This window comes from Endozoicomonas sp. ONNA1, from assembly GCF_024606325.1.
GTDB lineage: Bacteria > Pseudomonadota > Gammaproteobacteria > Pseudomonadales > Endozoicomonadaceae > Endozoicomonas_A.
This window is the reverse complement of record NZ_JAHHPN010000158.1, coordinates 1-15,133: the sequence shown is the minus strand read 5'-3', so window position 1 is coordinate 15,133 and position 15,133 is coordinate 1. Positions and strand designations below refer to the sequence as shown.

Genomic DNA, 15,133 nt, shown 5'->3' with positions numbered 1-15,133 from the left:
GCTAGAGGATTTACAACAGGGTGATGCATCAATGACCTCCACGGAAACCGTGGCTGAGCCCGGAAAACAACTCCCTGCAGAGCTGGCACCGGAAACTCAATCAGGCTCTGAGCCTGCAATCATTGAACACCAGATACGGGTTATGGGTCAGCCCATGGCTAAGTTGCCTGACGACCTTTACATCCCACCGGATGCCCTGCAGGTCTTTCTGGAAGCCTTTGAAGGCCCTCTCGACCTGCTGCTCTATCTGATCAAACGCAACAACATGGACATCCTGAACATAAAGGTAGCTGTCATTACAGAGCAATACATGCAGTATGTAGAATTGATGGAATCAGGACAATTCGAGCTGGCAGCAGAATACCTTGTCATGGCCGCTACACTGGCCGAAATCAAATCCCGCATGCTGCTGCCACGAGTCTCTGAGGACGAAGACGAGGAAGAAGATCCCCGTGCTGAGCTCATTCGTCGACTGCAAGAATATGAGCGTTTCAAGAAAGCCGCAGAAGATATTGACCAACTGCCCAGGATGACTCGGGATCTTCATGAAGCCAATGCTGCCCCACCCAACCTTGAGCAGGATCGCCCCCATCCGGCAGTCGATCTCAAGGAGATCATGTTGGCCATGGGAGAGGTGCTCCGCCGGTCAGAAATGTACGTCAATCATCAGGTTGAACAGGAGGCTCTGTCCACCCGTGAGCGTATGAGTGAGGTCCTGTCCATGCTGACATCTGAACGCTTCACCCCCTTTGTTGCCCTGTTCCGGCTGGAGGAAGGCAAACTCGGTGTCGTCGTTACCTTTATGGCGGTGATGGAACTGATCAAGGAATCCCTGATCGAATTGATACAGAATGAACCTTTTGGTCCCATTCACGTTAAGGCCCGGATTGACTAATGGAAGCAGAACAGCTGCAACGCATCCTGGAAGGAGCCCTGCTGGCCAGCCAGAAACCCCTGACTGAAGAAAAGCTGGCCGCCCTGTTCCCCGAAGACCTTTACCCCGAGGAAGAGCGTCCGGATGGCAACCAGATCCGCGAAGCTCTGGTGTCCATCTCTGAAGCCTGTGAGGGACGGGGCTTTGAACTCAAAAAGGTGGCATCGGGTTACCGCTTCCAGGTCAGACAGGAACTATCCACCTGGGTTGGCAGACTCTGGGAAGAAAAACCACAGCGCTACACACGGGCACTGCTGGAAACTCTGGCACTCATCGCCTATCGTCAGCCAATCACCCGGGGGGAAATTGAAGACATCCGGGGGGTAGCCGTCAGCAGTAACATCATACGAACCCTTCAGGATCGTGAATGGGTACGTGTGGTGGGTCACCGGGATGTGCCGGGTCGCCCGGCCATGTTTGCCACAACTCGTCAGTTTCTGGATTATTTTAATCTGGAAAACCTCAATGAACTGCCCCCCCTATCCGAGATTCGTAATCTGGAGGAAGCTGCCCGGGAGCTGGCTGAAGCCAACGATCAGAGGGAGCCAACGACAGAGGACGCAGAAGATCAGGAGGCCATTGAGATTGAAGGTCAATCCTCTGATGAGCTATTTGCCGAACTGGATGAATTGGAAGCCGATCTGCCAGACAACTTTGATGACCTGATCCGTAAAAAGAAAGCCGAAGCACTAGAGCAAGAAGAGCAGTTAGTTGAACAGGACATTCAGACATCAGAGAAACTGACAGAACTTCCCACTGAAGGCGATGAAACTCGATATCAGACGACCGATATGCCCATTGAGGAAGAGCCCGCTCCTGAAGCAGAAATATCCGGGGAAATATCAAACGAAAGAACTGACCCCTGAACCATGTCTGATCACTCAGCATAACAGCAGCGGAAATCCACGCTGTCTTAACCTATATTAAGTCGCTATACTCTGGCCCCTTTGATAGAAAAACAGAGCGGCATAGCCATAAATACCATGACAACTGAAACCACTCCTCCCCAGGGTGAAAAACTGCAAAAAATCCTGGCGGGCGCCGGCCTGGGCTCGCGCCGTGAGATGGAACGCTGGATCAGCGAAGGTCGAATCTCCGTAAATGGTGAACAGGCCAGCCTCGGCGATCGTGCCAATGCTGAAGACAAGATTGCTGTCGACGGTCGCCCGGTCAAACTGGAAACCTATGCGTCCGGAATCCGCCGCGTCATTGCCTACAATAAGCCTGAAGGCGAGATTTGTAGCCGCCACGACCCGGAAGGCCGCCCCACTGTTTTTGACAAACTGCCCAAACTTCAGGGAGAGCGCTGGATTGCCATTGGCCGTCTGGATATCAACACCTCCGGACTGATGTTGTTCACCACAGATGGTGAGCTGGCCAGTCGTCTCATGCATCCTTCTTACCAGGTTGAACGTGAATACGCTGTTCGAGTCATGGGTAATGCGACAGAGCAGAAAGTAAAGAACCTGTTCGATGGCGTAGAGCTGGAAGATGGCCCTGCCCGCTTCACCGATATTGTTGACTCAGGCGGTTCGGGCATCAACCGCTGGTTCCATGTTTGCCTGTTGGAGGGCCGTAATCGCGAAGTGCGCAGACTCTGGGAATCCCAGGATTTGACTGTCAGCCGTCTGAAGCGTGTACGTTTTGCCAATGTCATCATTCCTGACCACCTGCGCATGGGCCAGTGGGAAGAAGTAGAAAAAGCGGACATCGACGATCTGGCCGCTGCCGTTCAACTGCCACCCGCGCCCAACGCAGTGACACGCAGAGCCGATCCACGACACACCAAAACAGGCCTGAAAACCAGGGGCTCCCGTGGCAACCCCGCTATCAACAAGAAGCGTCCCTCGCCTCACAAAAAGCCCGGCGTTTTCAAAAAGAACAGACATCGTTAATGCTGTTGAGCTCCAACCATGACCCGGAGCTCTTGCCAATTCCTGAAAATGCTTTGAGTTTCCATGCTAACCTTCAGGGGTTCCACTGGACAGAATGACTGTATTTATATACAGTAACTTTAAACCAAGCCTGACAGGAGAGGGCCATGTCTATTACCCCCATGTGGCGAGTTGACCGGGACGGAAGCATGTTTACAGACAAGAAAGCCGCTGAAGAATACGATCGTATGTTGGAGCTGGCCGCCAATATCACCAGCCTGCTGGAAGACCGCTTTGAAATCGATGAAGACCTGGCTGAAGAGATCGGCCTGATGTTCGCTAAAAACAAGGAAGCCTTTGCCAAAGCCTTTAAAGGCAAACCGGACCTGGTGCTTGAGATTGGCCAGACTTCTGAGCAAGACAACGACACAAAGGATAAGGACGAGGATGAGGCCGCGGCCTGATCCAGCGCATTTTCCGATTGCCAGAGCGGAATGCCCTGATTCGCTCTGCCGTCAGCACCTTTTTCGTTTCAATCCTTTTTCATTTCATCTTCTATTCAGAAACGAATCAAAAACAAAGCGTCATGGGCATTAACCGTCCCTCTGATCAGCTTCAGATTCAGCTAAAAATAGCTTTGTATGAAAAAAAATCTTTCTTTCATTCCTGATTGAGAAACCCTTTTTTTTACCAAAGATAGTGGTTCTAGCGGTCATTTTTCCCATTATCAGACCGAGACACTAGTGAAGCAGCCCGCCAAGTAGCACTTGTACTGGTTGCTAATACAGCGAATTCCGCTAATATAGCGGCCTTTTTGTCTGGCAAGGTATGTAGTCACGACATGACGAGCTTCGTTCCTGGACAGCGCTGGATCAGTGACACCGAAACTGAACAAGGATTAGGTACCGTTCTGACTTTCGATAGTCGCATGGTTACCCTATTGTTCACCACCACCGGTGAAACCCGGCTGTACTCCATTAATAACTGCCCGCTATCAAGGGTACAATTTAATCCTGGTGACAAGATAGAGAGTCACGAGGGCTGGACCATGACGGTGACAGAAGTCATCGAAGAGAATGGTCTGCTGCACTATAAGGGTCTTCTTCCCAACGGCAAGCCCGGAGAGCTTCCCGAATCGGAGCTGGGCAACTTTATTCACTTCAACAAACCGCAGGACAGAATGCTGGCAGGTCAAATCGACCAAAACAGCAATTTTTCTCTGCGTTACAAGACATTGTTGAACAATTGTCGCCTGTTGAGCGCTCCAGTAAGAGGGCTTCTCGGTGCCCGTACCAGCCTCATCCCCCATCAGCTGCACATAGCCCGTGAGGTTTCCGGACGCCATGCGCCAAGAGTGATGCTGGCTGACGAAGTTGGCATGGGTAAAACCATTGAAGCCGGTCTTATCCTTCATCAGCAACTGATCACAGAACGTGCCAGCCGGGTCCTGATTCTGGTTCCGGAAACACTTCAACATCAATGGCTGGTCGAAATGCTGCGTCGTTTTAACCTGCACTTCGGCCTGTTTGATGAAGAGCGTTGCCGTGCGATTGAAGATGAAAACCCGTTCAACACCGAACAGCTGATTCTCTGCAGCCTGGACTTCCTGAGCCAGTACGAAAATCGTTTCCAACAGGTCCTGGAAGCTGACTGGGATCTGCTGATCGTCGATGAGGCTCATCATCTGGTCTGGTCAGAAGAAGACCCCAGCCGTGAATATCAGGTTGTAGAAACCTTGTCGTCACAGATTCCCGGACTGCTGCTATTGACAGCCACGCCTGAACAGATGGGCCCCGAAAGTCATTTTGCCAGACTCCGCCTACTGGACCCGGATCGTTTCCATGATCTGGAGACCTACCAGAAAGAGGAGAAGAGCTATGAGCCTGTGGCCGAAGCGGTACAGGAGCTGCTGGAAAATGACCATCTGCCGGAAGCCGCCTGTCAGCATTTGGCCGGTTTCCTCGGCCAGGACTGCCAACCACTGATCGACCTGATCAATGATGGCTCTGATGAGCAAAAAGAAGCAGCTCGTGAACAACTGCTAAAAACTCTGCTGGACCGCCATGGTACTGGCCGGGTGTTGTTCAGAAATACCCGTGCAGCCGTAGGTGGATTCCCCGGTCGTGTCGTACAGGGCTACGCCCAGAAACTGCCTGAGCTTTATCAGATTGCCCAGGAAGAAGAAACTGAAGTCCGCGGTTCGCTCTATCCTGAACTGGCTTACCAGTCCCATATCCGTGTTAACGACATGGACCCCTGGTGGAAAGTCGACCCACGCATAGACTGGCTGATTAACCTGCTAAAACTGCTCAAAAAGCAGAAAGTGCTGGTGATCTGTGCCAACGCCAATACCGCTCTGGACCTCGAGGACGCCCTCAGAATTCTGTCAGGCATACCCACGGCAGTGTTCCATGAGAACATGACGATCGTGGAACGAGATCGTGCAGCTGCGTGGTTTGCTGATGAAGAATACGGCGCCCAGGTTCTGGTCTGCTCCGAAATTGGCAGTGAAGGTCGAAACTTCCAGTTTGCCCACCACCTGGTGCTCTTCGATTTGCCCGCTCACCCGGATCTGCTGGAACAGCGTATCGGACGACTCGATCGAATTGGCCAGACCGAGACCATCAAAATTCATGTTCCTTACATAGAAGGCACTGGACAGGAATTAATCTTCCACTGGTATGACCAGGGCCTGAACGCATTCGCTGATACCTGCCCGTCTGGCAGCATGGTCTTTGAGCAGTTAGGTGAAGCGTTCACTGAAACACTGATTCCGGAGAAAAAAACGACACTGGCTGATATTCAGCCTTTGATAGAGGAAACCGCCAAGCTCAATGCAAAAATGAATGAGTACCTCCACAATGGTCGGGATCGCCTGCTGGAAATCAACTCCCGTGGCACTCTTTCCAGTGAAGACCTGATAAACGACATCGAAGCACAGGAAGAACCCAGACAGCTCAAGCGCTATATGGAAAAGCTGTTTGAAGGATTTGGCGTCGATTCAGAAGATCATTCCAAGCATTGCCTCGTTGTACGTCCTGGCAGCCATATGGTGACATCCTTCCCAGGTCTTCCGGCTGACGGCATTACCGTCACCTTTGATCGGGAGTTGGCCCTTTCCCGGGAAGATATGCATTTTCTCACCTGGGAGCACCCCATGGTTCGTGAAAGCATGGACATGCTGCTCACCAGTGAGATGGGCAACACTTCGGTCGCTCTGCTGAAAAACAAAGCGCTGAAACCCGGCACAATGTTGCTGGAAGCGATCTATGTCGTCGGTGCTACGGGAGAGAAAAAACTGCAACTGGATCGATACCTGCCCGCGACACCGATTCGCTGCCTGATCGACCCTGGCATGAACAACCTATCAGAAAAAGTTGCCTTCGATACCCTCAATGCCCAGCTTCAGCCCATTAAGAAAGGGATGGCAAAAAAACTGGTGAAAGCGCAACGGGAACCGATTCTGACCATGTTGGCCAAAGCAGAGCAAGCAGCGAAGGAACAGGTTAATCCCATTGTGACTGAAGCCTGCAAAAACCTGCTAAGCCATGTTACGGAAGAGATCAAGCGACTGGCTGCCCTGAAAGCAGTGAACCCGAACGTGCGTGATGAAGAGATCGAACACCTCAAACTGCGTGCCGCAATGGGTCATCAATGCCTTCAGAAAGCGATGCTCAGGCTGGATGGTTTGCGGTTGATGATTGCGGGTTAACAATCTGTTCTGACCCACCCATGAAGAAATGCAGCTATCCAGCTGCATTTCTTTTTAGGTATATATCTACTTCCAAAACAATTGAATCACAGAGGCAACATTGGTACTCAGTTATTTCATCAGATCGTGGCAACTACTTTTGATAAAAACCCACCTCACCTTCAGGCCGGGTCTTAAATCGGCGATGCAGCCACATATACTGATCCGGTTTTTTCCTGACCTGCTCTTCTACAAATTGATTGACCCGGATCGCATCCTGCAGATCATCGCCCCGGGGAAAGTCCTTCCAGGCCTCGAACACCTCAAGGACATAGCCCCGGGAACCCGGTTTTCGGGTGACCACCATAGGCACGACCCTGGCCTTACCCATTTTGGTCATTCTTGAAGTGCCAGTCACTGATGCCGCCTGCATACCAAAAAAAGGGGCAAAAACACTTTGTTTGGGACCATAATCCTGATCAGGTGAGTACCAGACGGTTTTTCCCTGTCTCAGGGATCTCAGCATACCGCGCACATCCCTTCGGCCTAACAAACGGCTACCCCGGTCATAGCGTAGACGCTGTCTTCTCTGCATATACTCAAAAACAGGATTCTTGTGTTCACGGTAGGTCGCGTCGACACTGTGCCTGAGAGTGATCAGAGCGCCCGCTATTTCTATGGTCGTGAAATGCAGAATCAGCAACAGATTGCCCTGCCCACTCTCTGAGTCGAGGTTTTCCAGACCTTTATAGGTCACCAGCCGTTCAAGTCTCTCTCTCGGCCACCACCAGGCCATGAGCACTTCCATCAAACCGATACCGACCGACTCAAAGTTTTTCTGCAACAGGATTTCCCTTTCCGCTTCAGTCATCTGGGGAAAACATTTTTCCAGATTGACCCGGGTAATACGCACTCTGTTGCCACCAAAACGCAATAAAAGGCGACCTATCCAGCGCCCCAGATGCACCATGACTGAATAGGGAAGCATTGCCACAAGAGCAGTGAATCCCAACCCCAGCCATACCGGCCAGAACTTTGGTTTCAAATAACACCACAGAAACCGATCCGCCTCTGTAGTGTTGCTTAATTCATCCGACTTCATCTATTCACCAAAAACGCTTTCTCAAGAAACCTTCACAAGCAGTCAGTTACCTGCCATAAGTGAGCCCTATTATCTCAGCTGCCAAGGCTGAGGTCATATTTCTCTGGAGATACCTTGTAAAATGACTTGAGAAATCTTGGTTTTGATCGTAGCCTGAGAGGCAATACGGAGCGATAGGTCAGAAAATGAGAAGCACTGAAACTTTTCCCTATTATCCGTCAGATACAGCAGGAACATAACTGACACACTTCCGTAAATGACGTGGCCACCATGAACTCAACTCTGACCTCAAAGCCCTCAAATACCGCCTTCCAGCTAAAAGGCGGTATTTTTACACTGACTACCCTTGAATTGCACAACAGCTGTCTGATTAGTTTCTGCCAGCAGTTACAGGCGATGTCAGAAAAAGCCCCACACTTCTTTCAACAGACACCGGTGGTAATGGCTTTGGAGACATTACCGGCAACGGTTGATGCTCCCGATCTGAGAGCCATTGCAGGGCGACTGAGGGAGTCCGGCATGATTCTGGTTGCCGTTCGTGGTGGTGAACAGTTCAGATACACGGCAGAGTCTGCCGGCCTGGCCTGGCTGCCATTTCAGAAGACAAAGTCAGAGAAAAATGTGGTCATGATGCAACAGAACGGACAACCGATGCCGGTCGAACGTCATGAGCTTAATGGCACCGGGCAAAAAGAAGATACATCAGGCATTTCAGGTTCAGAAACAAAAATTATCGATCAGCCTGTTCGCTCCGGTCAGCAAATCTATGCCCCGGGCGACCTGGTTATACTATCACAGGTCAGTCCGGGTGCAGAATTGCTGGCTGGCGGGCACATACACGTCTACGGACTTTTAAGGGGCAGAGCGCTTGCCGGGGTTAATGGTGACCCTGAGGCAAGAATTTTTTGTCATCGCTTTGAGGCCGAACTGATTTCCATCAGTGGTCACTACAAACTGACCGGCCAGACGGAAGAATCCTCCTGGAGCCGCCACTGGGGTGAGTCTGTTTTAATAAAGCTCGCTGAGGATCGCTTGCACATCAGCAGGCTTTAATAAATACTTGAACATCGACCATCACTTACTATTCACAGGATTTGAACTTGGCACGCATAATAGTCGTAACGTCAGGAAAAGGCGGTGTTGGTAAGACCACGACCAGCGCTTCATTCGCCACAGGTCTGGCCATGAAAGGACACAGAACCGTGGTGATCGATTTTGATGTCGGGCTGCGAAATCTCGACCTTATCATGGGGTGTGAGCGCAGAGTCGTCTATGATCTGGTGAATGTTATTAATGGTGAAGCAGCTCTCCATCAGGCCCTGATTAAAGACAAACACACCGAGAACCTGAGTGTATTGCCGGCATCACAGACCCGCGACAAAGAAGCACTCACTCTGGAAGGCATTGAAGCGGTTTTTGACGAGCTGGCAAAAGATTTTGAATACATTATCTGCGACTCACCGGCCGGTATTGAGCATGGTGCGCTTATGGCTCTGTACTTTGCTGACGAAGCGATCATAACAACGAACCCTGAAGTTTCTTCCGTCAGGGATTCAGACCGGATCCTGGGGATTTTGCAAAGCAAATCCCGGAGAGCTGAAAAGAAGCTTGATCCTGTCAAAGAACATCTGTTGCTGACCCGTTATAACCCGACGAGGGTGGAAATGGGCGATATGCTTAATGTTGAAGACGTTCAGGAGATCCTTGCCATTCCATTGCTGGCCGTTGTCCCGGAATCCAAGGACGTTCTGAAGGCATCAAACCATGGTATTCCGGTTATCCATCAGCAGACAACCGATGCCGGTCAGGCTTACAACGATATGGTCGCACGCTTTCTGGGCGCTGAATTACCTCACCGGTTTATTGAACCTCCGAAAAAAGGCTTTTTCCAGAAAGTTTTCAGGAGTCGTGCATGAGTCTGCTGCAATTTTTTAAATCCAGCAAATCCGGGGGCAGCGCATCGGTCGCCAAGGAGCGCCTTCAGATACTGGTTGCCCATGAAAGGCTGAACCGCTCTGGTCATGACTTTCTGCCAGCTATGAAACAGGACATACTGAGAGTCGTGGAAAAGTATTTTCAGGTCGCCGATAACACCATCTCCGTCCGGCTGGATACCGATGGTGACTGCTCGACCCTTGAAGTCAACGTGCAGTTACCGGAAAACTCCTGACACCCGAAGCCTTCTCTTGATACTCTTACAGCACTGGCACAGATCCATTCTGTGTCGGCCTCTCTTTGCAAACTCCTATCGCTTGCTTTACTCAATTTCTATTAACAGCCATACCGTGTTAAAAGAAATACTGTTTAAATCACCAGAATTTTACTAGCTCAACAGTTTGCAACCTTTTATTAACATAGCGTTGCATACTGCAATTGAAACTCTCACTTAAGTACAAATTCAGACTAACCCAACGGTTGAGTTATTGTTATTCTTAAATAGTATTCATGCAAAAGCCAGCACGGTCAGGAAAGACTATGAAACACCACTACTCTGCGCCATTTAAAAGCCGGAAAACCACTATTCGCACACAGGGTCGCGCTATTAATGCTATAGCCTACCCAAAAAATCTGAAGCCCCTGATGAAAAACACCAGCCAGCTGCCAAACAGCAAGCCCGAAGGCAACGAATGCTTTGAGCTCGGGTATAACTGATCGACTCTGCCAGACACCTTTCAATGTCCACCGCAGAATGATCAGAGGCCTCAATGTTTTTTAAAGCCATTCATAATGGATTAAGCAGGCAAGGTGAGAATAACCTTGCCTGTTGTTTTATTGGATGCCATTAAATCATACGCTTTCTGATATTGATCGATTGGGAGAACCGTATCTGTAATCGGTTTTAAGTGACCCGAGGCGAATAAAGGCCAAACCTTTTCCATTAGTTCGGTTAACAACCTTTCTTTTTCGGTAATGGGCAAAAAGCGCAGAGTGGATCCCATCACTTGAATCCGCTTCATCAGTAGTTGCCCCATATCCAATTGTGCTTGTCGTCCTGCCATTAAACCAATGGTGACAATTCTTCCGCCGATATTCATTAAAGACAGATATCTTTCCAGCCAGTCTCCGGCACAGCAATCCAGCACCATATCAAAAGGACCAAAAGCCTTTAACAGCTTCCAATCCTGCTGATGTCGGTTCAAGCCATTTTTCGCTCCCAACTCCTTGCAGAATTGCAACTTTTCATCACTGCCGACCACCACGGTTACGTCGATCCCAAAATAAGCACACAGCTGCAGAACTGCGGTACCCACACCGCTGGCGCCAGCCATTAACAGAACCTTGTCTCCGGCTTTGACTTTGCCACGATGAAACAGGTTGAGCCAGGCGGTTGCATAAACCTCAACAACGCCTCCGGTCTGCACGAGACTCAGTGATTCAGGAACTGGTAACAACAGCCGCTGATCACACACCGCGCTTGTCGCCAGACCTCCACCCGGCAACAACGCACAAACATGCTGGCCTGGCAGCCATTGGCTGACATTGGCTCCCACCGCCTCAATGATCCCGGAGCATTCGAGTCCCAAGACGGGTGTTACACCTTTTGGTGGATTGTAGGTTCCAGCCAACTGCGACAGGTCGGCACGGTTAAGGCCTGCGGCCACTACTCGAATTTTTACCTGATCTTTACCCAAAGGCTCACCGGGAAAGGTCCGCCATTGTAACGCCCTGTCAATAGCCACAAGTCCGTAAAAGTTTTTGCTCTCTTGCATCTTTACCCAAACCTTAATGATCAAGCCGATACAGGTATCAATGAAATACCTCGGTTATCGGGCTTCATTGAATAGGGGGTTATCAGCCTGACTGGAGTCCGGTAAAGTCTCCTGACTGGCTGCATTCAGTTATAGACTGTATTATGTCTCAGGGGATATTCACAATCACTGAACAAAACTGATTGAGAAAGCCCCCAAAGCACTGGTAACTTAAAAATAGAAGTCAACCAATGCTCTGGGACAGGCCTATGGACCGACTGTCTGGTAGCCAGCAGTGCCACATGCACCACAAGCAGCATCAGCTGGAAACAACGCCCTGACAGGCTTTGGATTATCTCCGGTGTGGAACAGGCTTAAACGCATGTTCCGGATATTTTTGGTACATGTGTTTCAGGCACAGAGGGGTGGAGTAGCCTATAGTCGATGAACGTCGTCTTAAACACTCCATAACAGGACTTATTCCTTCATGAGCCGAGGCGGCACACCCGATATCGAAAAACGACACGGAGCTTCACAATCCATGATACCGACCCTGCTAAACGCCAGGAAAATACCATCGGTTTTTTTTGCCCTGTTCACCGCGCTCTGTATAACCACCAGTTCGGTTTTTGCCGCTGATCAGAATCTTGACCGCCCCATTGACGAACTAAAACCCAGCCTGCAACAGGCCATTGCCAGTGTCAATGTGGTGCAACTGCTGTCACGCAACCATTATCGCAAAATTGACCTGAACAAAGAGAGTGGAGAAAAAGTATTTCAGCGCTATCTCGACCGTTTGGACCCCAACCGCAGCTTCTTCCTGCAAAGCGACATTGCCCAGTTTGCCCCTTATAAAGAAAAGCTCGACAGCTCTCTTAAAAGCGGCGACCTGAAACCAGCTTTTGAAATATTCAATCGATACACAGTCAGGGCAGAAGAACGTGCCCGCTACATGCTGGCTCTGGTCAAGCAGGGTGTTAACAAACTGGATCTGAAAAAGAACGAAGACCTGATTGTTGACCGCAAGGAACAGCCCTGGCTGGCCAATAAAAAGAACCAGCGAGACCTTTGGAGAAAACAGTTCAAAGACAGTGTACTGACCCTGAAGCTGAACAACAAAACTGATGAAGAAATTGCAGATCAGTTGACTCGACGCAACACCAACCTGTTGCGCCGATTGCATCAGAGTAAGAGCGAAGACGTTTTCCAGACTTACATTAATTCTTTTACCGGAATTTTTGATCCCCACACCCAGTACTTCTCGCCCCAGACTGCCGAGAACTTTGACATTAACATGAGTCTTTCTCTGGAAGGCATTGGTGCGGTTCTGTCCTCGGAGGATGAATACACCAAAGTGGTCAGCGTGGTCCCCGGTGGTCCTGCCGATAAAGCAGGCCAACTGAAACCTGGCGACAAAATCATCAGCGTTGGCCAGGGCCTCAAAGGCACGCTGGAGGACGTCGTGGGCATGCGTCTGGATGATGTGGTTAATCTGATCCGCGGTAAAAAGAAAACTCTGGTCAGACTGGAAATTATTCCAGGCTCCAGCAAAAGCAGTAACACCCGTATTTATGAAATTATCAGGGACAAAGTCAAGCTGGAAGAACAGGATGCCAAAAGCCACATTCTTGAGTTTAAACAGAATAATAAGACCAAGCGTGTGGGTGTTATCGAAATACCTACCTTCTACATTGACTTTAAGGCCGCCCAGTCCGGCGACCCCAATTACAAGAGCACAACGCGCGACGTGCGCAAGCTGCTTGATAATTTCAAGAAAGAAAACCTGGACGGCCTGATTATAGACCTGCGAGGCAATGGCGGCGGCTCCTTACAGGAAGCCAACGAACTGACTGGCCTGTTCATTGAGCAGGGTCCAACGGTTCTGGTCAGGGACAGCAGAGGACGCACCGAGCGTCAGCAAGACCCGGACCCGACTCAGGTATACAGTGGTCCCATGGCTGTTGTAGTTGACCGACTGAGTGCTTCTGCTTCAGAAATCTTTGCCGGCGCCATGCAAGACTATGGACGGGCACTGGTGATTGGTGGTCAGACTTACGGAAAAGGTACTGTTCAGAGCATTCAGCCGCTTAACCACGGACAGCTGAAACTGACTCTGGCCAAGTTCTACCGCATTTCCGGTCAGAGCACCCAGAACCAGGGCGTACTGCCCGACATCGCCTTTCCATCGCTGTACGATGGCCGTGATATCGGCGAAAGCAAGCTGCCTGATGCCCTGCCCTGGGATACCATCAAGCCGATCCCATACAGAAAGTACTCAGACATGAAACCTTTTCTGAAACCTCTCGATGAAAAGCACCGCAAGCGGACGCACGAGGATCCGGATTTTGTCTACCTGAACGAAATGAAAGACTACCTGTCTCGCTACGAAAACCAGGAAAAAGTGTCACTTAACGAAGCAAAGCGCAAGCACGAAATCCAGACCATGCGCAGTCAGAGACTGGCCATTGAGAACCGGCTAAGAAAGGCCAAGGGTGACCCCCTTTTGAATAACCTGGATGAACTGGAAGAAGCAGAACAGGAAGAAGCCTCTACTGAAACCAAGAAGAAAAAGAAAGAAACCGACGCCTTTATCAAGGAAGCTGGAATGGTTCTGGTGGACCTGATTCAGATACAGAAAAAACAAACTGCCAGCCGTTAACTATCCCTCTCAGGGCCTGTTTTTCAGGCCCTTATAGTCTCAAGAGTTCATACTCTTGCCAGCTCTTAAGAGACTGATATCTACCTTTCGATAAAAAGTACTGGCACAATATCACTCAAAACATCAGTGGCTCAATGGTAGGTAGAACCCCAAGAATGAAAATATATGGCGATATCCAGTCCGGCAACTGTTACAAAATCAAACTGCTCACTGCCCTGCTTGACCTGAATCATGAATGGGTTGCCATTGATATTCTGAATAATGAAACCCAGACTCCGGATTTTCTCGCCAAAAACCCTAACGGCAAAATTCCTTTGCTGGAGCTTGATGATGGCCGCATTCTCAGTGAATCCAATGCCATCCTGAACTTCCTGGCCAGAGATTCTGAGCTGTTGCCGACGGACCCTTTTTTACAGGCAAAAAACCAGCAATGGCAGTTTTTTGAGCAATACAGCCATGAACCTTATATTGCCGTTGCCCGCTTCATTAACAAGTATCTGGGCATGCCGGACAATCGACGGGAAGAGTTCGAAAGGAAACAGGAAGGCGGCCACAAAGCTCTTAAGGTCATGGAGCAGCGGCTTTCGAAAACCGCTTTTCTGGTTGGCGAGCAACTTACAACGGCTGACGTATCTTTGTTTGGGTACACCCATGTCGCCCACGAAGGCGGTTTTGAGTTGTCACAGTATCCGGGGATCCAACGCTGGATTTCACGTATTCGCTCTTTACCGGGGTTTGTTTCAATGGATTCCTGCGCCTGATACTTTACGCCACCTAACGAAAAAATGCCTATGTACGCTGTCATTTTCAGAGCCACCATCAAACAACTGGATCAGGAATACAGTCAACTTGCCCAGCGTATGCGCGAGCTGGCTCTGCATGAATAACTACGAGCACCTGGCCGCCCGGCAAAAAGGTAATGCTCGCACAAATCGGCCCGTTCACTTGTGTTTTAATCCTCTTCCAGAATCCAGAGCTTTGCCGCCTCCAGCTGCTCGTATCTGAAGTGCCTGATTTTTGCAGCAATAAAATGCCTTGCTATTTTTTCTCTTGGACCGCCCTCTCTTGCATCCGTGACAATGGCAATTTTTCTCAGATGTTTGTGATGGTTTTTCACAAATCGAATGTGGCTGACCAGAGCACCAAAGGATTCCCAACCGGGAAAATGATCGGTATGGATAATC

Annotated in this window: 14 protein-coding genes; 11 read left to right on the top strand and 3 right to left on the bottom strand. The window is 50.0% G+C overall.

The window, feature by feature from the left end:
* The first annotated feature begins 142 nt into the window (after nucleotides 1-142).
* The 5 genes from KDK19_RS03745 (at nucleotide 143) to rapA (ending at nucleotide 6,520) form a co-directional block, all read left to right on the top strand.
* Nucleotides 143-895, top strand: coding sequence for a ScpA family protein (locus KDK19_RS03745; RefSeq protein ID WP_257275844.1), 753 nt, complete (start codon nucleotides 143-145; stop codon nucleotides 893-895).
* Nucleotides 895-1,800 carry an SMC-Scp complex subunit ScpB gene (scpB, locus tag KDK19_RS03740; RefSeq protein ID WP_257291355.1) on the top strand — a complete coding sequence of 302 codons (906 nt, stop codon included), beginning with the start codon at nucleotides 895-897 and terminating at the stop codon, nucleotides 1,798-1,800. The genes KDK19_RS03745 and scpB overlap by 1 nt, the downstream gene beginning before the upstream one ends.
* Nucleotides 1,801-1,917: 117 nt before the next feature.
* On the top strand, nucleotides 1,918-2,829 hold the full coding sequence (gene rluB / locus KDK19_RS03735) for a 23S rRNA pseudouridine(2605) synthase RluB (protein ID WP_257275845.1): 912 nt from the start codon (nucleotides 1,918-1,920) through the stop codon (nucleotides 2,827-2,829).
* Nucleotides 2,830-2,975: 146 nt separating this feature from the next.
* Complete coding sequence (locus tag KDK19_RS03730; protein WP_257281069.1) at nucleotides 2,976-3,272, top strand: YebG family protein; 297 nt, start codon at nucleotides 2,976-2,978, stop codon at nucleotides 3,270-3,272.
* Between the two features lie 377 nt (nucleotides 3,273-3,649).
* The gene (gene rapA, locus KDK19_RS03725; protein ID WP_257275815.1) at nucleotides 3,650-6,520 is read left to right on the top strand and encodes an RNA polymerase-associated protein RapA; all 2,871 of its coding nucleotides are present in this window, start codon (nucleotides 3,650-3,652) and stop codon (nucleotides 6,518-6,520) included.
* A 133-nt stretch (nucleotides 6,521-6,653) separates the two neighbouring features.
* On the opposite strand, the gene lpxL is transcribed toward rapA, so the two are convergent.
* The gene (gene lpxL, locus KDK19_RS03720; RefSeq protein ID WP_257275816.1) at nucleotides 6,654-7,601 is read right to left on the bottom strand and encodes an LpxL/LpxP family Kdo(2)-lipid IV(A) lauroyl/palmitoleoyl acyltransferase; all 948 of its coding nucleotides are present in this window, start codon (nucleotides 7,599-7,601) and stop codon (nucleotides 6,654-6,656) included.
* A 270-nt stretch (nucleotides 7,602-7,871) separates the two neighbouring features.
* Between lpxL and minC the strand changes: the two genes are divergently transcribed.
* From minC to KDK19_RS03700, 4 genes are all read left to right on the top strand, one after another.
* Entirely contained in the window at nucleotides 7,872-8,654 is a 783-nt protein-coding gene (gene minC, locus KDK19_RS03715) for a septum site-determining protein MinC (RefSeq protein WP_257288219.1), read from the top strand.
* Between the two features lie 47 nt (nucleotides 8,655-8,701).
* On the top strand, nucleotides 8,702-9,517 hold the full coding sequence (minD, locus tag KDK19_RS03710; protein ID WP_257275819.1) for a septum site-determining protein MinD: 816 nt from the start codon (nucleotides 8,702-8,704) through the stop codon (nucleotides 9,515-9,517).
* The gene (gene minE / locus KDK19_RS03705) at nucleotides 9,514-9,771 is read left to right on the top strand and encodes a cell division topological specificity factor MinE (RefSeq protein WP_257253361.1); all 258 of its coding nucleotides are present in this window, start codon (nucleotides 9,514-9,516) and stop codon (nucleotides 9,769-9,771) included. The genes minD and minE overlap by 4 nt, the downstream gene beginning before the upstream one ends.
* A gap of 305 nt (nucleotides 9,772-10,076) precedes the next feature.
* Nucleotides 10,077-10,253, top strand: a complete 177-nt coding sequence (locus KDK19_RS03700; RefSeq protein ID WP_257275820.1) for a hypothetical protein — start codon at nucleotides 10,077-10,079, stop codon at nucleotides 10,251-10,253.
* A gap of 80 nt (nucleotides 10,254-10,333) precedes the next feature.
* On the opposite strand, the gene KDK19_RS03695 is transcribed toward KDK19_RS03700, so the two are convergent.
* Entirely contained in the window at nucleotides 10,334-11,311 is a 978-nt protein-coding gene (locus KDK19_RS03695) for an NAD(P)H-quinone oxidoreductase (protein ID WP_257254124.1), read from the bottom strand.
* Between the two features lie 466 nt (nucleotides 11,312-11,777).
* Between KDK19_RS03695 and KDK19_RS03690 the strand changes: the two genes are divergently transcribed.
* Both KDK19_RS03690 and KDK19_RS03685 read left to right on the top strand, forming a co-directional pair.
* Nucleotides 11,778-13,949: a carboxy terminal-processing peptidase gene (locus tag KDK19_RS03690; protein ID WP_257281074.1), complete on the top strand. Its 2,172-nt coding sequence runs from the start codon at nucleotides 11,778-11,780 to the stop codon at nucleotides 13,947-13,949.
* Nucleotides 13,950-14,104: 155 nt separating this feature from the next.
* Nucleotides 14,105-14,710 carry a glutathione S-transferase family protein gene (locus KDK19_RS03685; protein WP_257291354.1) on the top strand — a complete coding sequence of 202 codons (606 nt, stop codon included), beginning with the start codon at nucleotides 14,105-14,107 and terminating at the stop codon, nucleotides 14,708-14,710.
* A 191-nt stretch (nucleotides 14,711-14,901) separates the two neighbouring features.
* On the opposite strand, the gene KDK19_RS03680 is transcribed toward KDK19_RS03685, so the two are convergent.
* Nucleotides 14,902-15,133: STAS/SEC14 domain-containing protein (locus tag KDK19_RS03680; protein WP_257291353.1), on the bottom strand; the 232-nt coding region annotated here is incomplete at its 5' end.